The organism is Burkholderia singularis (genome assembly GCF_900176645.1).
GTDB classification, from domain to species: Bacteria; Pseudomonadota; Gammaproteobacteria; order Burkholderiales; family Burkholderiaceae; genus Burkholderia; species Burkholderia singularis.
In genome coordinates, this window is sequence record NZ_FXAN01000046.1 from 1 (window position 1) to 19,310 (window position 19,310).

Sequence of the window (19,310 nt, forward strand, 5' to 3'; positions counted from 1 at the left end):
AGCGACGCGTCGAACTGATCCCACGGAATGTCCTTCTCCATGTCCCAGCGGACCGCTTCGAGCGACTTGTAAAGCTCCGGATAAAGCATCATCGCGCGCTTCGTCGAATGGAATGGATATGCGGCGCGCGCACCACGCCGCGCCGGCATCGCTCAGTCATGCCGACTGTGCGGCGGCGGGCGCAGCCGCGCCGTCCGCGGCCGGGGCGTCATGCGCCTCACTGCCCGCGCTGCCGTGCGCGTTGTCGGGCATATCGTCGATCACGCGCGGCGCGAGCGTGCCGCACAGCAGCGCACGATAAAACTCGCGGTAAGTCGCGTGATAGTGACGAATATGCGGCGCGATCGCGCCATGCAGATCGTGCAGACGCTCGATCGGCAGATTCGGCATCAGGTGATGCTCGACATGATAGTTGTTGCCGTTCGTCAACCACGTCATGAATGCGTTGCTGACGATGGTGCGGGTGTTGACGAAAGCATCGGTGCTGGTCAGATCGCAGCGGTAGTGCTCGGGCATCTCGATCAACGCATGCACGGGCGCCGCAACGAACACGAGCGGCACGAGCCATGCCCAGACGACGAACGCATCGTGTAACGCGATCGACACGCCCGCCAATATGGCAATCGCGGCTGCCATCAATAGGTAATCCCGACGAATCGCCCGCGACACCAGCGGATTGTCGTTGAAGCGCGCGCCCGGCACGAACAGCTTGGCGATCTGCTTGACGAACTGCAGATAATGCGCGGCCATCGACAGCCGCCACAGCCACCGCCCCACCGATACGACCGGATTCGCGCCGTACTGATCGCCGTAATCGAAGAATTCTTTATTGTCGGGGGTGCCGAGCAGACGATGGTGACGCAGATGGCTGTCCTGATACGCGTGAAACGAAACCAGCATCGGCAGCCCGAGCAGCACGCCAGACACGATATTGAAGCGTTTGTTTCGGAAGCCTTGATAATGCAACGCCTGATGCTGAAGCTCGACGCCATGCGCAAACATCACACCGAGCAGGACGACGCCGAGCACCTTCAGCACGACATGCGGCGACAGCGCGAGCATCGCGCCGTGCACGATCAACGTGGCATAAACGGCAAGCTTGAGCCCAAAGGCAATGCCGCTCGGCCGACTCTTCAAGTCGACGGACGATTTGAGTCGAGCGGCAAGCGATGACGTGACGGACAAAGCGATCTCCTTGACCAGACAGGTCTGGCGCATTTGATACGGCGGCTCGCGCACGACACGGCACGATGTGTCGACGCCCGGATGCGGCCGCGTGTCGGGGTGCATTGTTCTGGGAGTCGCCCGGCCGTACAAACGAATTTTCCGAACGCATTGCATGACGCCCATGCATGATGCGCACGCCGTCCGTTCACGTAAGCGCACCGTCATCCCGCGTGGATGCGCTCAACTCATGCATTGATTGCAAAGATTGCGTTTGTCGCGTGCCCGAGATTTGACAAGAATGCCCGTCATTCGCCACACCGCGCCGCCGGTGCCAGCGTATTGCCGACGTATTCATCAAGGGGGATTCCTCGTGACGAAGTGCGCATCCACCATTCATCGCCTGATCGAAGCGCTCGAGAACGTGCGTGGCGCGCAGCACCAGATGACGTTCGTCGACGAATCGGGCAACGATGCGTCGATTACCTACCGGCAATTTGCGCAACAGGTGTGCCGCCATGCATGCGCATTGCACGAGCTGGGCGTGCGCGACAACGATATCGTGCTGCTTGCGCTGCCCGCGTCCATCGGGCATGCGGTCGCGATGATGGCGTGCGTGATGACGGGCGCGCTGCCGTGCACGGTGCCGCCTGCAACGAAGCGCGCGACGGCGTCGCGCCAGGTGGTCGACGTCGCGTGCGAGCTGTACCGCCCCCGCCTCGTGATCGCCGCCGACGCCACCGCGCCCGCGTGGCGCGAAGGCGCGTTCGCCGCGACGCGCACGCGCGTCATCGACCCCGCGACACTGGAGGCCGCCGCCGCCTCGGGCGCGCATGCGCCGATCAGCGCGAAGGCCGGCCGCGATCCGCATCATATCCAGCTCACGTCCGGCTCGACGTCGTATCCGAAAGCCGCGGTGCTGAGCCACGAGAACGTGATCTCGAACGTACTGGGCATCGGTAGCTCAGTGCGTTTCGACATCGAGCGCGGCGACGGCACCGTGTCGTGGCTGCCGCTCTATCACGACATGGGGCTGCTGACGCTGCTGTCGAACATGCATTACCGCGCGCCGCTCGTCATGATGCAGCCCAACAGCTTCATCCGCAATCCGCTCGGCTGGCTGAAGAGAATCGCCGCGGCGCGCGCGACCACCACGTCGGCGCCGACCTTCGCGCTGCGCTATTGCGTGCGGCGCTTCAACGAGACCGCGATGCAAGACGTGGATCTGTCGGCGTGCCGCAATATCTTCATCGGCGGCGAACGCGTCGATCACTCGACGCTGTGCGACTTCGCCGCGACGTTCGCGCGGTACGGCCTCGACGCGTCCGCGCTGCAGCCTTGCTACGGCATGGCCGAATCGACGCTCGCGGTTTCGATGCACCGCGCGTGGCATGAGTCGCGCATCGACGGCGCGCCCTACGTGATCGCCGATTCGATCGACAAGCGCGCGATGCTCGAGCGGCAAATCGCGCGGCGCGTCGAAATCGACGCCGGTGACGACGCGGCTCAACGCGCGCTCGCGGACCACGAAACGGTGCTGGCAATGGGCACGCCGATCGACGGCATGGCCATACGCATCGTCGGCCCCGACGGCGTCGCGCGCCCCGAGCGCAGCATTGGCGAAGTGGCGATTCGCGGCACGTCGCTGATGCTCGGCTATCTGAAGCCGGGCGACGGGACGATCGACGCGCCGCTCACCGCGGACGGCTGGTTTGCGACGGGAGACGTCGGCTACGTGTCGGACGGCCAGCTCCATATCCTCGGCCGCAAGAAGGAAATCATCATCGTGCGCGGCAGCAACTATTTTCCGCACGAGATCGAGGACGCGATTCTCGTTCATCCGGCGCTGCGCAAAAGCACCTGCATCGCGTTCGGCGTGGCGGACGACGGGACAGGCACCGAGCGCGTGGTCGTCGTGGTCGAGGCGCGGCCGGCCGATGCAACGCTCGACACCAGGCTTGCATGCCAGCAGCTGCTCGCGGCGCGAATCGGCTTTGCCGCTCAGGATCTGTGCTTCGTCGAGCCCGGCTCGCTGCCGCGCACGACGAGCGGCAAGCTGCAACGGCTGAAGTGCCGCGACTTATACGTCGCGGGCGCGCTGCCGACGACGGGCATCTCCGCCGCCGCGGCCGATCCGCGCTTTGCGCCGCCCATGGCCGAACGCGAAGCGATGCGCGGAGCGCTCGCATGACGCAGCCCGGCCTGAGCATGCCCCAAGCGGCGACGGGTGCCGCCCCCGTGCTCGAGCTGCGCGACGTGTCGCGCGAATACGCGGGCGCGGCGCGCGTGGTCGCCGTGCGCAGCGCTACGCTGTCGATCGGGCGCGGCGACGTCGTCGCGCTGGTCGGCCCGTCGGGCAGCGGCAAAAGCACGCTGCTCAATCTCGCAGGCTTTCTCGACGTGCCGACGTCCGGCACGCGCTGGCTCGAAGGCCGGCAGATCGACGATGCGCCGGCCACGCTCGAAGCCGTGCGCCGCGAGCGGATCGGTTTCGTGTTCCAGCATTTCAACCTGATTCCCGTGCTGTCGGCCATCGAGAACGTCGAACTTGGCTGCTTCGCGCAAGGCACGCCGCGCACGCGCCGCGAACGCGCACGCGCGATGCTCGACGCACTCGGCCTGGCGGCGCGCGAGCGGCACCGGCCAACCGAATTGTCGGGCGGCGAGCAGCAGCGCGTCGCGCTTGCGCGCGCGCTCGTGAAGGAGCCGGCGATCGTGATCGCCGACGAGCCCACCGCGAGCCTCGACAGCGCGAACGCGCATGCCGTGGCCGAACTCGTGCTGACGATCAACCGCACGTTCGGCACGGCCTTTCTGATCGCGTCGCACGACGAACGTCTGTGCGCGCGCCTGCCGCAACGCATCGAGATGCGCGACGGCATACCGGGAGCAAACCGTGAACTGGTCGATGTTTGCGTGGCGTAATCTCTGGCGCAACTCGCGCCGCACCGTGCTGACGATGGCGATGATCGGCGTGGCCGCGTTCGCCGCGAGCATCGCGCTCGGCTATGTGATCGCGACGTTCGACGCGGTACGCGAAGGCTCGATCGACAGCGGCGTCGGGCACGTGCAGGTGATGCATCGCGGCTATCTCGATCTGATCGGCGAGCGGCCGCTGCAATACGGGCTCACCGCCGACGAGCAGGCCGCCGCGCGGCGCGCGCTCGCCTCGCTGCCGGGCGTGGCGACCACGGCCCGCGAAATCGACTTCGACGGCCTGATCTCGAACGGCGATCTGAGCTACGGCTTCGTCGGCGTCGGCGTCGAGCCGCAGCGCGAGCCGCCGGGCTATTTCGATTACCACGCGGTGCAAGCCGGCCGCTATCTCGCGCCCGCGGGCGCGGGCACCGAACTGGTCGTCGGCGCGGAGTTGGCGCGCAAGCTCGGCGTGCACGTCGGCTCGGTCGTGCAGCTGATGGCATCGACCGCGCACGGCGGCATCAACGCGACGGATGCGCAGATCGTCGGCGTGATGAGCACCGGCAACAAGGATGTCGACGAACGGATCGTCAACGTGACGCTGCCGGCCGCGCAAGCGCTGCTGCGCACCGACCGGATCTCGCGCGTGGCCGTGTTCCTCGATCGCACCCGCGCGACGCCCGCCGCGGCGGCCACGCTGCGCGGCGCGCTGCCCGCGCTCGACGTGCGCACCTGGGATCAGCTCGTATCGCTGTACCACCAGGTGGTCTCGCTGTACCGCAACCAGTTTTCCGTATTCGGCGCGATTCTGTCGGTGACGATTCTGCTGTCGATGAGCAACTGGATTCTGATGAGCATCGTCGAGCGGCGCCGTGAGATTTCGACGCTGCGCGCGCTCGGCGTGCCCGCCGGCACCGTGCGCGGCGTGCTGATCCGAGAAACCGCCCTGCTCGGCTTGCTCGGCGCGGCAACCGGCATCGCAGCCGCGCTGCTCGCAATGCTCGCGCTGAACCACGCGCAAATCCATCTGCCGCCGCCTCCCGGCCGCGTCAAGCCGATCCTGCTCGAATTCGCGGTGTCGCCGGCGGCGCTCGCGATCGTCGAGGGCGCGTTCATCGCGCTCGGCGTCGCGGCCGCCGGCCTCGCCACCGCCGGGCTCGCCAAGCGAAACATCCTCGAAGGACTCGCGTCATGATCTACCCCCGTATTACGCCGCGCTCGGCCGCCTTCGCCGTTGCCTTCGCGCTCGCCGTCAGCACGGCCGCCCACGCGTCCGAGCCGCCCAGCGCCCAGGCGCTGCTGGCGCGCGCGGATGCGTACCGGAGCACCTCGTCCGATACGCAAACCCAGATCCGGATCACCAATCTCGTAAGCGGCCAGCCCAACGACGCGACGCGCTATCTCGTCTACACACGCGGCAACGGCGATACGCTCGCGCTGACGAAGAGCGGCGAAAACAGCGGCCAGAAATATCTGGCGACCACGCTGGGCCACTGGTTCTACGTGCCGAACACCCGCAGCGCCGTGCGCATCAACGGCATGCAGCGGCTGCAAGGCGAAGTCGTGATCAGCGACATCACGCGCACGCACTGGGCCGACAGCTACCGGGCAACGGCCGCGCCGGGCACGACGACGATCGGCGGCAAGAGCGCCACCGAACTCGATTTGAGCGCGGCCGATCCGGACAACGTGTATCCGACGATCAAGCTGTGGATCGCGGCGGATTCCGACGCGCCCGTGCGCGCGCAATTCTTCCTGGCGAGCGGGCTGCTGTTTCGCAGCGCGGATTTTTCCGCGCCGGTCGTCGTCAACGGCCGCCAGGTGATCCGCCAGATCACGTACCGCAATGAAGTCGAGAAGCAGCGCGCGAGCGTCGTCGATATCCTCGACGGCGAGCCGCACCGGATTCCGTCGGGCTGGTTCAACCCCGACACGCTCGCCGATGGCCATTGAGGCAAACCGCGATGCAAAGCGCGCTCGTTCATCCTCCCCGCCGGTCGCCGCGACACGCCGTCCGTGGCGACGTTGCGCTGCGCTCTGGCTGCCAGTTGCGCTTGCGTGCCACTGCGGCATCGCGCAAGCAGACACGTTGATGGATCAGCTCGCGACCCTCAACGGCATCGGCTACGCCCGCTCGGTCGACTTTACGGGCGGCCGCGCGCTGCTGTCGAACCTGCTCGGCAGCGAGCCGCGCGCGCATCAGGAAATCGGCGCGATCGTGCGGATCGACGGCGATAACCTGTTCGTGAACGCGCGCGCCGTCGCGAGCGACCACTCGCTCGGCGCTCAGGCGTCGCGCTTGAACGAAGCCGGCGTGCGCTACGCGTTCGACGACGGCTTCACCGTCACGGCCGGCAAGCGGATCGACACGCTAGACACGTCGCAGGCGTTCTTTCCGCTTGGCTTCTTCCAGAAGCGCCCGTCGACGGCCGATATCTACGACCGCTACGGCGACGTGGAAGGCACGCCGCTCGTCGAGGCCAAATGGGTCGGCGAGCGCGCGACGCTGCAATTGATTGCCGGCCAGAACCGCACGTTGAGGCGCGACGTCGACAATCGCGAGGTCAGCGGCGCGACGCAGATCCTGCGCGGCGCGACCCAGTGGCCGGGCGGCTCCGCCGCGCTGCTGTTCGGCCGCCACGCCGGCCGCGGCGGCGCGGGCGCGACGCTGTCGTTCGACGTCGGCGCATCCAGCACGGTGTACGCGAGCAGTTGGATCGAGCGCGGCTCCACTCGGCCGGTGCCCGCGTTCATCACGCACGGCACGCCGTTCGATGCGCAACACGCATACGACGCCGTCGATCGCCGCGGCGATCGCCAATACATGTGGCGCAGCGCGCTCGGCATGCAAAGCGCGCTGCCCGGCAATCTGTCGCTGATCGTCGAATGGTCGCACGACGAGGCGCGCTTCGACGCGAGCCAGTGGCGCCAGCTCACCGCCGCGATCCGCGCGAACAACGCGCGGCTGGCCGCCGCGCCGGGCGCGGCGCTGGCCGGGCTCGGCGCGACGGCGAACTACGTCAGCGTCGACGGCAGCCTGCGCGACTACTTTTTCGCGCGGCTCGGCAAGAAGATCGGGCGCGTCGAGTACTCGGTGCGCGGCGTCTACTCGCCGCAGGACAAAGGCTTGCTCGCGATCGCGCAGGCCGTCGCCGATATCGGCAAGCGCACAAGCGTCGACATCGCCGTCACCCATGCATTCGCCAGCGCCGGCTCCGAATACCGGGCAATCGGCCTTAGCACCGAAATCGACGCCGCCCTGCGCGTGCGCTTCTGACAGGAAACCGCTCATGTCCACACTTTCGCTCGCCCCCGCACGCCCGACGCCGACGGCAGTGCCGCGCGTGGCCGAACGCGCCGCTTATCCGGTGCTGCGCCATCTCGGCATGCTCGGCGATACGCCCCGCCAAGCCGTCGAGCTGATCGAAGCCGCCGCCGTGCGTCTGCTCGACAGCGAGATGGTGATCGCGCTCGATGCAGCGCTTGCCCAGGCGCTGCCGGACTCGGGCGCGTCGACGCCGCTTCGCCACGACGAGGCGCCGCTCACCGAGGCCCTGCTCGAGCGAATCGAACACGAAGGGTTGCACGCGCTTTTCAAGCCGTTCATGCGCGCGTTCATCCGGATCATGTTCGGACTGTTCTTCTCGGAAGACCAAAACCGCCGCGCGTGCGACTGCATCGACTCGGGCCATCAGTTCGCGTTCCTGATGAGCGACGGCGGCGGCCCGACGCTCGCCGCATGGCGCACGCTCGCGCGCAGCGATGCCAGCGGCCTCTCGCTGAGCGTCGACAAGGTCTGGGGCATCGAGGCGCAGCGCGACTGCATGGCCGTGATCGCCGCGCGGCTGCCCGGCGTGATGTTTCCGGCCGCGTATCTGGTATGGCCGGACGAATACCGCAAGCTCGCCCGGCAGACGTTCGGCGCGCCGTTTCTCGCCGGCCATCTACAACTCGCGAACGTGAGTGGCACGGTGCGCGTGTTCGCCGACGATCGGCTGCGCATCGGCGGGCCGACCGTGTTCAATAAGTATCTGACGGTCGTGCGCCCGTATTTCGTCCGCGCGCTAATGGCGCACGTCGGCTGGCTCGAACGAAGCGCTCGCGTGTCGCTCGACGCCGACGCGCGCGCGCTGCATCGCTTCATCGCCGAGGCCGCGCGCAGCCAGACGGAACTCGAGCACTACAGCTTCGGCAAGGTGCAGCGCGTGCTGGCGATCAAGCTGCTGTCCAACGAGTTTCTGGGCGCGCTCGTGCGCAACGGCGCCGTCGCGGCGTTCGACGATCAGCGCGATCTGCTCGCGTTCACGAAGATGGAAGGCAGCTCCTACCGCTGCTATCACGAGCTTCGCAAGAGCGTGCGCAGCGCAGCCGGCAGTTGACCGGCCGTTCCCGATTCCGATTCCGATTCCGATTCACCCGTTTACCACGACGCAACCACGAAGCAACCACGACACGATATAAGGAGCCTCAACATGACGACCCAAAACGTTCCGGCCAACGCCCTCGACATCCTCGCGCGCGAAGTCGCGAAGATTCTCAACGTCGAAACCGTCGATACGCACGCCGGCATCGGCGAGCTGGGCATCGATTCGTTGAACATCGTCGAGCTGATCGTATTCTGCGAGCAGCTTTACGGATCGATCGACCCGGAAGCGCTGAACATCACGCAGTACACGACGCTGCAGCAGCTCGACACGCAGTTGCGCCACCAGCAGCACGCTGCCTGACGCCGCGATGCTCGCCCCGACAGCCGCATCGGCGGCGGCCCCGGCCGCGCCGTCCGCCTCGATGCAGTCCAGCCCGGTGCCGTGCGCCCTGACGCTGCACGCGCTCGCATACCGGCGCGTCGATGCGCCGGTATGCGACGCCGTGGCCGATCCGCTCGACGCGGCGTGCACGCTCGGCGCGCTGGTCGCGGCCGAGCGCGAACGGCTGTGCGGCTCGGTGTGCGCGGACGATTACGTGCTCAGCTCGACGATCCTGTCGATGCTGCTGATGAACGGCTCGGCACCGCATCGCGCATTCACTGATGCGCTCGCCGGCGCGAACGAATACCGCCCCGACTGGATGACCTGCTCATACGAATGCGCGGGCTGGGGTTACGTGCTGCGCCGCGCGCTGCTGAAGGCCGCCGCCACCGGGCCGCGCACGCTGCTGCTGCAGATCGTCGACGTCGACGTGCACGGCTATACGTACTGGCTCGGCAATCCTGCCTGGGGCCACTCGGGCTTTGGCGTGTGCACGCTGCTCGTCGACATCGGCCGCGAGGAGCGGCCGACGGTGCGCACCGAGGCCGCCGCGCCCGCGACGGCAGTCGTGCAGTTGGGACGCGATCTGCGCGCTTTCTGCGCCGAGCACCCGGACGCGCGCGCGGCACTGCCGTTCTTTCCGGCCACGTCGCGGCGCGCGCTGCTCGCATCGGTCGGCAAGACGCCGCTGCTGCCCGACGGCCACGCCGCGTTCGGGCACGCGTTCGGCAGCGATCCGTGGATCTCGCTGCTGCTCGCGCATCGCGAAGGCGATGCGCCCCGGCACGCGGTGGTCTGCTCGCTTGCGCTGAACGGCTATTACGCGATTGCCGAGCTGGCGCTCGCGCCGCACGCGACGCTTGTGCTCGACGCGGAGCGATGACATGACCAAGCCCGAGCACTTTTCGTATCGGATCGTCCGCGACGCGTCGCAGCCGGTGATCGTCACCGCGAACGCGTACCGGATGCCGCTCGATACGCCCGCCGACTACGCGCGCGCAACGCTTGCGGCCGCCGCCAGCGCCGCCGCGCCGGGCGGCGCGCCGCCCGGCCGCGACGGTCCTCGCCAAGGTCGCGACGACGCCCGGCGCGTGCTGCTCGACCATATTCAGTACTACGCGTTTCTCGCCGAACTGACGCAGCGCGTGCGCGCGGCCGTGCATCCCGACACGCGGCTTTTCTTCGAAGTGTGCGCGCCGCACTTCGCTGCGCTGCCGGCCGCGTTGCTTGCGCCGCACGTGCTGCTCGGCGTGGATTTGTACGACGAGGCGCTGCGCGACGCCGCCGACGGTGCGCCCGTCGTCTGGTTTGCCGACCGGATCGCGCGCGATCTCGATTTCGCCGGCGGCAACACGCTGCGCTGCGCGCTCTGGCCGGCCCGCATGGCGGGCGCGCTCGACGCGCTGCTGCGGCGCGCATGGCCCGCATATGGCGTGCGCATCGAAGCGGACCCGGCCGCGTCCGCCGTTTCCCGCCGTTGTTCCCATTCAGCCCAATCCGGCGCCGCCGCGCGGCCGGGGAGAAGATGAGATGACCGACATGCTGACCGCTGCCCACGACACCGCCGACATCCGCTGGCCGATGCCCGTCGACGCGCTGATGTCGAACGATTACGAGCTGCGCGACGCCGCGCTGAACCGCCTGTACGAAAAGGCCAAGGCAGCGCAGTGGGACGTCGCGAAAGACGTCGATTGGCGCCACGAGCTGGACCCGGCGAACCCGCTCGGCATGCCCGACCCGACGCTGCTGATCTACGGCTCCGAACTGTGGAGCAAGCTGTCCGACACGGACAAGCGCGAAGTGCGCCATCACGCGCAGGGCTGGCTGCTGTCGCAAATCCTGCACGGCGAGCAGGCCGCGCTGATCTGCGCGTCGAAGCTCGCGTCGGCCGAGGACGGACTGAGCGCGCGCCTTTGCGCGGCCGCACAGATGATGGACGAGGCGCGCCACGTCGAGGCATACGCGAAGCTCGTCAACGAAAAGCTCGACGTGCGCTACCCGATGAGCCGCTCGCTCAAGGGGCTCTTGCAAGACACGATCACGAGCAGCGCGCTCGACATGACCAACCTCGGGATGCAGGTGCTCGTCGAGGGAATCGCGCTGTCGATCTTCCAGAGCGTCGTCGCGTACAGCCGCGATCCGTTCGTCAAGGATTTGTTCACGCGCATCCAGCGCGACGAATCGCGCCATTTCGCGGTCGGCCGGATCACGCTGTGCCGCGTCTATGCGGACATGGACGCGCGCGAGCTGCGCGAGCGCGAGGAATTCGTCTGCGAAGGCGCGGCCGTGCTGTACGAGCATCTGTGCGCGGACGACATCTGGGAGCCGATGGGGCTGTCCAAGCGCGAATGCGGTGCGCTGGTGCGCGAATCGCCGGTGTCGAGTTCGATCCGCCGCTCGATCTTCCGCCGGCTCGTGCCGACGATCCGCGAAATGGGCCTGCTCACGCCCACCGTGCAGGCAAGCTTCGAAAAACTCGACGTCCTCGACTACGCGGCCATGCCGCTCAACTGACCATGACGACGACACCGACGCCCGTCACGGGCCGCGAAGATTTCTGGATCGGCATCGATGCCGCCGCCTACGAATTGCCGGGCCTGCCCGTCGACATCGAGGCGTGGGCCGCCGAGCGCGACTACCCCGCCCAGCGCGCGGCCGCGATCGCGCGCTCCGGCAGCCGCTATTTCCACATGGCGCTCGACACGAGCGAGACCGACCTGGCAATCGCCGCGGCCGGCCGGCTGCTCGACGTCGCGCGCGTGAGCCCCGCCGACGTGGGCGCGATCGTGCACGTGCATACCCAGCCGTTCAGCGTGCCGCCCGCGCCGCGCAGCCTGCCGCACGAGCTCGCCGCGCATTGCGGAATCGAACCGCTGTGGCTCGGCTCCATCGCGCAACTGAACTGCGTGTCGGTCGCCGCGGGCATCGAAACTGTACGCGCGCTGATGCGGCGCCACGCGCAGCTCGACGCGGCGCTGATCGTGTCGTCCGACCGCGTATACGGCGAGGATTTCCGCATGCGCCAGATGACGGGCGTTCAGTGCGACGGCGCGGCCGCGATGCTGCTCGTGCGCAACAGCACGGCAACCCGCCTCGGCGCAATCGCGATCGAGACGCATGCGAAGTGGTATCGCGGCTCCGATACGGTCGCCGAGAACGAAGCCGACTTGATCGCGATGGAATGGCCCTATACACGCAAGGCGATCGACGCGGCGCTCGCGCTCGAGCCGCACCCGCTCGACGATTACGCGCTCGTGCTGCCGCACAACGCGGACCTGCCCGGCTGGCGAGCGTTGTGCCGCGCGATGCGCGTGCCGCCGGAGCGGCTCTACGAGGCGAACATCCATGCGCACGGCCACGCATGCTGTTCCGATTTTCCGATCAATCTCGCGGACGTCGGCCTCGACGCCGTCGCGAAAGGCCAGCGCGTGCTCGGCGTGATGCAGTCGAACTGCGGCGCGTATGCGGCGGCCACGCTCCATCCGGTGACCCGCCATGACGCATGAGCTTGAGCGCCCGCCGCGCGCCGACGATGATGCATGGGCCGCCGATTTGCGCACGCCGTGCTACGTGTACGAACCCGAAATCGCGATCGAACGCTACCGGGCGCTGAAGGCACGGCTCGGCACACAGCTCATCGTGTCGCTCAAGGCCAATCCGAACCAGGACATGCTGGCCCGCTGCGCGCACGCATACGAGGACGGCGTGGAGCTCGCGAGCCGCGGCGAACTCGATATCGTGATCGGCCGGATCAAGGCGCCGCGCTATCTGAACAATCCATCGATGGACGAAACGTTCATGCGCGCGGGCCTCGCGTCGCGTTGCCATTTCGTGCTCGACAACCCGGACGCGGTCGCGCGCTTCGTGCCGCTCGCGAGCCACGCCGCGGCATCCGGCACGGCCCCCGGCCAAATCCTGCTCAGGCTGAATGCGGGCGCGCTCGCCGGCGAGCATGCGCGGCCGCACTGGCACGACCATTTCGGGATGACGCCGAACGAAGCCTACGCGGCCGTGCGCACGCTCGCGGCGGCGGGCCTGCAAGTGGCCGGGCTGCATGTGTTCTCCGGCCCGCACTCGTTCGTGAGGCAGGACCTGGCCGCCCCCGACACGCTCGTCCTGCCCGAGGCGCTCGCGTCGCTCGCGCGCGACCTCGCGGGCGCAAACGGCGCGCCGCTTACGTCACTGAGCCTGGGCGGCGGCTTTGCGGAAGACCCCGCCCCCGACGCCGCGTTCGAGCGCTACCGTGCCGCGCTCGCGCCGCTTGCCGCCACGCATGCGCTCGCGCACGAGGCGGGCCGCGCGATCTTTACCGACGCGGGCACGTTCGTCACGCGGATCGTCGCCGTCAAGCACTGGCCCGAGCGCACGATCGCCGTCTGCGACGGCGGCCTGTCGCACAGCTTCCTGCTCGCGCAAACCGAAACCGTGATGCGGCGCCTGGCCTCGCCCCGGCTCGTGCGCGCCACGCCGGCCGGCGCGTCGCGCGACGTGCCCACCGTGTTCGTCGGCAGCACATGCAGCCGCGCCGACGTGATCGGCCGCACCGACGCGCACACGCCGCCGCCGCAACCGGGCGATCTCGCCCTGTTCCCGCGCTGCGGCGCGTATCACCGCACCTATTCGATGTCGCATTTTCTGTCGCACGAACCAGCCCATGTCTATATCCGGCCCGCGTAGCCCCATCCACGAGGAGTCGACCATGAATGCCTTGATCAGCCTCGCCGACGTGCTCAACGACAGCGCCCGCCGCTGGCCGAATCACACCGCCTATGCCGACGGCAGGCAACAGGCCGATTATGCGCAGTTGGCCGGCGCGGTCGAACGCGCGGCGGCCGCGCTCGATGCGGCGGGCATCGCCCCCGGCGATCGCGTCGCGATTTATGCGCCGAAGCAATACGAAACCGTGGTCGCGATCCTGGCCGCGAACGCGCTCGGCGCGATCTTCGTGCCGATCAACCCGCAACTGAAGGAAGCGCAGATCGAACACATCGTCGCCGACAGCGGCGCGGCGCTGTTCGTCACCGGCGCGCAACGGCTCAAGCGGCTGCCGGCGCTCGCCGCGCGCGTGGCCGGGCGCACGCTGCTCATCGAGGCGCTCGGTGAGGCGATCCAGGCGTCGTCCGGCGCGCCGCGCCGCATCACGCACGGGCCGGTCGACGACGATCCCGCCGCGCTGCTCTACACGTCCGGCTCCACCGGCAAGCCCAAAGGCGTGGTGGTATCGCAACGCAATCTCGTCTCGGGCGCGTTCAGCGTCGCCGCATATCAGGGGTTGCATCCGAGCGACGTGATCCTCGGCGTGCTGCCGCTCAGCTTCGACGCGGGCCTGAGCCAATTGACCACCGCGCTCGTGTCGGGCGCGTGCTACGCGCCGCTCGATTTCCTGCAACCGTCCGAGGTGCCGCGCTACTGCGACGCGCGCGGCGTCACGTCGATTACCGGCGTGCCGCCGCTGTGGATGCAGCTCGCGTCCGTCGAATGGAGCGATACCGCGCGCTCGCGGATCCGCCGCTTCGCGAACACCGGCGGCCATCTGGCGACGCCGCTGCTCGAGCGGCTGCGCGCGCTGTACGTGAACGCCGAGCCCTACCTGATGTACGGCCTCACCGAGGCGTTCCGCTCGACCTATCTGCCGCCCGCCGACGCGCAGGTGCGCCCGAGCTCGATCGGCAAGGCCGTGCCGAACGCCGAAATTCTCGTGCTGCGCCCGGACGGCACCGAATGCGAGCCCGACGAACCGGGCGAGCTGGTGCATCGCGGCGCGTTCGTCACGCTCGGCTACTGGAACCAGCCCGAGCTGAGCGCCCAGCGCTTTAGGCCGCTGCCGCGGCGTCACGGGCAGATTCCGCGCGACGGCGTCGCCGTATGGTCCGGCGACATCGTGCGGCGCGACGCCGACGGCTACCTGTATTTCGTCGCACGCGGCGACGACATGATCAAGACATCCGGCTACCGCGTGAGCCCGACCGAAGTCGAGGACGTGCTGTTCGCGCTGCCGCACGTGCGCGAAGCCGCCGTGTTCGGCGTGCCGCACACGGCGCTCGGCGAGGCGATCGCCGCGTGCGTCGTATCGACACTCGATGCCAATGCGTGCCACGCCGACGTCGTGCGTGCCTGCCGCGCGGCGCTGCCGACCTATATGGTGCCGCTTGTCGTCGACGTGCGAGCGGCGCTGCCGCGCAATCCGAACGGCAAGATCGACCGCCCCGCGTTAAAGGCGCTGCATCGCGACACATTCACCGGTTCGAACCTGGAGGAAACGCCCGCATGAGCCTGCCGACGCTCGACGAAGTTCGCCACGACACGCGCGGCGCCACGCGCCACGCTCCACTCGCCCGCGACGTGCTCACGCTGACTGGCGGCGTCGTAGTCTTGCCGCCCGCCGTTGCGTTCAACGCGATCCAGGCGCAGGAGCGCCATCACGGTTACCGCCATCTGCTGCTGCCGCAAGCGCGCTTCGCCCGCCCGCGCGGCCACGGCGCGCTCACGCCCGACGAGGCCGCCCGCCTCGCGCCGGGCGGCCGCCCGACGCTGCGGATCGCGCCGCCCGGACGCAGCCTCGCCGATCTCGCCGCCGACGCCGCCCTCGATCTGCGCGACCAGCTCGGCTCCGGCCAGCTCGCGCGCACGACGCACGTGCTCGTCGCGAGCTGCGCACTCAACGAGACGATCGGCGATTCCGTCGTCGGCCGGATGCAATACGAACTCGGGCTGCAACGCGTGATGCCGCTCGCGCTCGGCCAGAACGGCACGCTCGGCTGGTATAGCGCGCTGACGCTGCTCGACGGCCTGCTCGGCCCCGACGATCAGGCGCTCGTGATCGTCAGCGACAAATGGCTGTATCCGTTCTTCCGGCAGTTCGGCGATCTCGTCGGCTACGGCGACGCCGCCGCCGCGATGCTGGTGAACCGCGCCGGCCCCGCGCCCGACGGCGCCGCGTGGGGCGGGCTGCGCGGCGTCGCGCTGGCGTTCGGCGAATCGATTGCCGAGCCCTGGGCGGCCGAGCCCGGCGCGCTGCGCGACACGCTCGCGCCGATCGCCGCGCGCGCGATCCAGCATGCGCTCGACGCCGCGGCGCTGCGCGCCGACCAGATCGACTGGTGCGCGCCGCCCGGCTTCGATCCGGAGTTCACCGCGCGCGTGGCCAATGCCGCCTCGCTGCCGCTTGGCTGCCGAATGCAGCACGACCTGGCGGGACACCTGTCGTCGGCCGATTCGGCGGCCGCGCTGATCCGCCTGGCCAGCGCGCTCGACGAAGGCGAGCGCCGCACGGTGCTGGTTTGGGACGCGGCGCTGCACGGCGCGGCCGCCGCTGCCGTGTGCGACGTGACGGGCGGCTTCGATGCCGCACTCGACATCGACGGAGATGCGCGATGAGCGCCTATAAAGTCAGCCTGCGCGAACTGCGCTTCTTTCTGTGGGAACTGTTCGAGGCGGACCGCCGCTTTCTGTCCGACGGGCCTTATGCGACGCACGATCGCACCGCGATCGACGCGCTGCTCGAACGCGCGCGCGACTTCGCGCACGATCTCGGCCTCAGCTATCAACAAGCCGACATCGAGGGCTGCACGCTGCTCGACGATGGCCAGGTGCGGATTCCGTCGCATTTCCACGCGCTGTGGGCGCGCTTTCGCGACGAGTGGGCGAACACGCTGTTCGGCTCCGCGCATGGGCTGCCGCCGATCGTCACGCAGATGATCTACGAAATGTTCATGGGCGCGAACCCGTCGTTCATGACCTATGGCGGCTTCACGCGGCCCGCGGTCAAGCTGCTGCAGATGCACGGCACGCCGCGCCAGAAGGCGCTGATCGCACCGCTCGAGGCATACCGTTGGGATGCGTGCTTCTGCGCGACCGAGCCGCAGGCCGGCACCGATCTGACCGCGGTCGCGCTGCGCGCGACGCCGCTCGAACACGACATCTATGCGATAACGGGCGAAAAAATCTACATCTCCGCCGGCATGCATGAGCTGACCGACAACACGCTGTATTTCGTGCTCGGGCGGATCGACACCGCGACGCCCGATTCGTTCTCGCTGTCGTGCCTCGTCGTGCCGCGTTTCTGGCCGGACGAGACGACGGGCGAATTGCTGCCGAACCATGTCGAATGCATCGGCCTGCCGCGCAAGATGGGCCTCAAGGGCTGCGCGAACACTCATCTCGTGTTCGGTGCGCGCGGCACGACCCGCGGCTGGCTGCTCGGCGGCCGCCGCAACGTCGGCCTGCTGCAACTGATGCCGCTGATGAACCAGGCGCGGATGAGCACCGGCATGTTCGGCGTCGGCGTCGCATCGAGCGCGTACCTGCACGCAGTCGACTACGCCGGGCGCCGGCTGCAAGGCCGGCCGATCGCGCACGCGTCGAACACCCACGCGGCGCGCGTGCCGATCATCGAGCACGCGGACGTGCAGCGCATGCTCATCGACATGAAAAGCCGCATCGACGGCTGCCGCGGGCTGCTCGGCAAGCTTGCCGCGACCGCGACCCGCGCGGCGATACTCGAAGCGACGCCCGGCGCGGACCCGGCCGACATCGAGCGCCACCGCAAGCTGCAACTGCTGCTCACACCGATCTGCAAGGCATTCATCTCCGATCAGGCCTGGCGGATCTGCGAAACCGCGATCCAGGTGCACGGCGGGCTCGGCTACACCGACGCCAGCCCCGTCGAGCAATGCGCTCGCGACGTGAAGATTCTGTCGATCTGGGAAGGCACGAATTACATTCAGGCGCAAGACCTCGTGCGCGACAAACTCGGCTTCGGCCGGCATTCGCGGCTGATCCAATACTACCGCGACGAGCTTGACGCGTTCGTCGCCCGCCAGCCGCATGCCGATACGCCCGCCGACCTTCGGCCGCTGTTCGACGCGCTGCGCGCGGGCGCCGAGTGCATCGGCGCCGCGCTCGACCACATCGCACGCGACGTGCAGGACGGCCACACGCATCGCAGCAGCCAGTTCTACACGCGCTTTCTGGAGATGTTCGGCATCGTCACGTCGGCCTGGGTGCTGCTCGAATCCGCATGCATCGCCGCGCGCGCGCTCGCCGGGCAAGCGCTTGCCGATGAGCCGGCCGAAGCCGCGTTTTACCGCGGCAAGCTCAAGAGCGCGCGCTATTACTTCGCGAACGTGCTGCCGCTCGTTCACCAGCATGCCGCCGTGATCGCGTCGATGAGCGACGCCGCGATCTCGGTGAGCAGCGACGAACTCGCTCAGGTGGAATGACATGGACATGAACACGGACACGACCGCCCTGCGCCCGGAACCCGCCGACGCTCCCCCTCGCAACCTGCTCGGCCGCCCTGCCACCCGCCATCGCGGCACCGACATCGACGGCGCGACGCTCGCGCCCGACGAGGCGCTGCGCGTGCGCAGCGTCGATCTGAACGCGTTGATCGGCGCGGTGACGTTCGAAGGCGCGCTCGCGCATCTGTGGTTCGACGTCGCGCCCGGCAGCAGCGCGCATACGGCGCGCGAAACCGCGATCCGCGAACGGCTCGCCGCGCACGCGGCGGCGTTCGCGCGCGGCTCGGCCGCGCAGGACGTCGCCGCCGGCATGGGCGCGGCCGGCGTCGCGCCGGTGTTTGCCGCCGCCGCCGGCCTGCTGCGCGGGCTCGACGATGCGCTTGGCCGGCTCGCCGCCGATCCGCGCTGCGACGCCGACCTCGACGCGATGCTCGCGTGCGCGGCCGTGGCGCCGTTGCTGCTGCACGCGGCCATCGAAGGGCGGCCTTACGCCGCGGCCGCGTCCGCCGCCGGCGATACCCTGCGCGACCCTGCCGCCACCCAGGCGCAGCGCATGCTCGCGCTGACCGGCGCGACGCGCCGCGGCCCGGCCGCCGACGCGGCCATGGACGCGTTGCTCGTCGCGTGGCACGCGGGCTTTGGCTACATCACGCCGACCGTGCTCGCGCCGCGCGTGGCGATCGGCACCGGCGTGACGCTGGTGCAGGCGGTCGCGGCGGGCTTCATGGCGAGTGGCCCGTCGCACGTCGGGGCGGCGCTCGAAGCAATGGGCTGGCTCGCGACGCTCGCTGCCGCCGCCACGTCCGAGCCCGCCGTCCCGGCCGCGCGCGAGACGCTCGAAGCGGCCGCGCGCGCGGCGATCGACGACGATCTCGACGCCAAGCGCACGCTGTACGGCTTCGGTCATCCGCTTTTCGTCGCCGATCCGCGCCCGCCGCACCTGCGCCGGCTATTCGCCGCACGCGGCTTCGACGGCCCGTATCTGACGCTGTTCGACGCGTGCTGCGCGCACGCCGACGCACGCCGCGGACTGCACCCCAACATCGATTTCCTGACCGCCGCCGCGCTGCTCGAACTCGGCGTCGCCGCGCCGTCGTGGGGCGTCGGCGTCGGCCTCGGCGCGCGCATCGCCGCGATGTGCGCGCATGCGCTCGAGCGCCGCCAGCGGCCGGCGTTCGGCGTCAACAGCGCAACCGCGCGGCGCCTGCTCGCCGCCGTGCCGGTCGGCTGGCTCTGA

General features: G+C 68.9%; 17 protein-coding genes and 1 pseudogene. 16 read left to right on the forward strand and 2 right to left on the reverse strand.

Translation table 11 applies throughout. The features are described from left to right. Positions 1–89: pseudogene (locus BSIN_RS25245) on the reverse strand (ferritin-like domain-containing protein); the annotation flags it as partial. A gap of 67 nt (positions 90–156) precedes the next feature. After that, positions 157–1,137, reverse strand: a complete 981-nt coding sequence (locus BSIN_RS09165) for a fatty acid desaturase family protein (RefSeq protein WP_089340290.1) — start codon at positions 1,135–1,137, stop codon at positions 157–159. A gap of 400 nt (positions 1,138–1,537) precedes the next feature. On the opposite strand from BSIN_RS09165, the gene BSIN_RS09170 reads away from it, so the two are divergent. From BSIN_RS09170 to BSIN_RS09245, 16 genes are all read left to right on the forward strand, one after another. Further along, the gene (locus tag BSIN_RS09170; protein ID WP_218192408.1) at positions 1,538–3,355 is read left to right on the forward strand and encodes an AMP-binding protein; all 1,818 of its coding nucleotides are present in this window, start codon (positions 1,538–1,540) and stop codon (positions 3,353–3,355) included. Further along, complete coding sequence (locus BSIN_RS09175) at positions 3,352–4,089, forward strand: ABC transporter ATP-binding protein (protein ID WP_256583709.1); 738 nt, start codon at positions 3,352–3,354, stop codon at positions 4,087–4,089. The genes BSIN_RS09170 and BSIN_RS09175 overlap by 4 nt, the downstream gene beginning before the upstream one ends. Next, the gene (locus tag BSIN_RS09180) at positions 4,061–5,278 is read left to right on the forward strand and encodes an ABC transporter permease (RefSeq protein WP_089340244.1); all 1,218 of its coding nucleotides are present in this window, start codon (positions 4,061–4,063) and stop codon (positions 5,276–5,278) included. The genes BSIN_RS09175 and BSIN_RS09180 overlap by 29 nt, the downstream gene beginning before the upstream one ends. Then, complete coding sequence (locus BSIN_RS09185; protein ID WP_089340245.1) at positions 5,275–6,036, forward strand: outer membrane lipoprotein-sorting protein; 762 nt, start codon at positions 5,275–5,277, stop codon at positions 6,034–6,036. The genes BSIN_RS09180 and BSIN_RS09185 overlap by 4 nt, the downstream gene beginning before the upstream one ends. Next, positions 6,026–7,360, forward strand: a complete 1,335-nt coding sequence (locus BSIN_RS09190; protein WP_089340246.1) for a hypothetical protein — start codon at positions 6,026–6,028, stop codon at positions 7,358–7,360. Before BSIN_RS09185 ends, BSIN_RS09190 begins: the two co-directional genes overlap by 11 nt. A gap of 13 nt (positions 7,361–7,373) precedes the next feature. Then, positions 7,374–8,462 (forward strand): hypothetical protein, encoded by a 1,089-nt coding sequence (locus BSIN_RS09195; RefSeq protein WP_089340247.1) that lies wholly within the window; start codon positions 7,374–7,376, stop codon positions 8,460–8,462. Between the two features lie 93 nt (positions 8,463–8,555). Then, positions 8,556–8,810 (forward strand): acyl carrier protein, encoded by a 255-nt coding sequence (locus BSIN_RS09200; protein WP_089340248.1) that lies wholly within the window; start codon positions 8,556–8,558, stop codon positions 8,808–8,810. A gap of 7 nt (positions 8,811–8,817) precedes the next feature. Beyond that, positions 8,818–9,714 carry a hypothetical protein gene (locus BSIN_RS09205; RefSeq protein WP_089340249.1) on the forward strand — a complete coding sequence of 299 codons (897 nt, stop codon included), beginning with the start codon at positions 8,818–8,820 and terminating at the stop codon, positions 9,712–9,714. A gap of 1 nt (position 9,715) precedes the next feature. Continuing rightward, positions 9,716–10,360 (forward strand): hypothetical protein, encoded by a 645-nt coding sequence (locus BSIN_RS09210; RefSeq protein WP_089340250.1) that lies wholly within the window; start codon positions 9,716–9,718, stop codon positions 10,358–10,360. Between the two features lies 1 nt (position 10,361). Next, positions 10,362–11,345, forward strand: coding sequence for a ferritin-like domain-containing protein (locus BSIN_RS09215; protein WP_173678654.1), 984 nt, complete (start codon positions 10,362–10,364; stop codon positions 11,343–11,345). A 2-nt stretch (positions 11,346–11,347) separates the two neighbouring features. Further along, a complete protein-coding gene (locus BSIN_RS09220; RefSeq protein WP_089340251.1) occupies positions 11,348–12,337 on the forward strand; it encodes a beta-ketoacyl-[acyl-carrier-protein] synthase family protein in 990 nt (329 codons plus the stop codon). Then, positions 12,327–13,508, forward strand: a complete 1,182-nt coding sequence (locus BSIN_RS09225) for a PLP-dependent decarboxylase (protein ID WP_089340252.1) — start codon at positions 12,327–12,329, stop codon at positions 13,506–13,508. The genes BSIN_RS09220 and BSIN_RS09225 overlap by 11 nt, the downstream gene beginning before the upstream one ends. Positions 13,509–13,530: 22 nt before the next feature. Beyond that, the gene (locus tag BSIN_RS09230) at positions 13,531–15,102 is read left to right on the forward strand and encodes an acyl-CoA ligase (AMP-forming), exosortase A system-associated (protein WP_089340253.1); all 1,572 of its coding nucleotides are present in this window, start codon (positions 13,531–13,533) and stop codon (positions 15,100–15,102) included. Further along, positions 15,099–16,208 carry a hypothetical protein gene (locus tag BSIN_RS09235; RefSeq protein WP_089340254.1) on the forward strand — a complete coding sequence of 370 codons (1,110 nt, stop codon included), beginning with the start codon at positions 15,099–15,101 and terminating at the stop codon, positions 16,206–16,208. The genes BSIN_RS09230 and BSIN_RS09235 overlap by 4 nt, the downstream gene beginning before the upstream one ends. Next, a complete protein-coding gene (locus BSIN_RS09240; protein WP_089340255.1) occupies positions 16,205–18,052 on the forward strand; it encodes an acyl-CoA dehydrogenase family protein in 1,848 nt (615 codons plus the stop codon). Before BSIN_RS09235 ends, BSIN_RS09240 begins: the two co-directional genes overlap by 4 nt. Before the next feature lie 7 nt (positions 18,053–18,059). Continuing rightward, positions 18,060–19,310: a citrate/2-methylcitrate synthase gene (locus BSIN_RS09245; protein WP_173678656.1), complete on the forward strand. Its 1,251-nt coding sequence runs from the start codon at positions 18,060–18,062 to the stop codon at positions 19,308–19,310.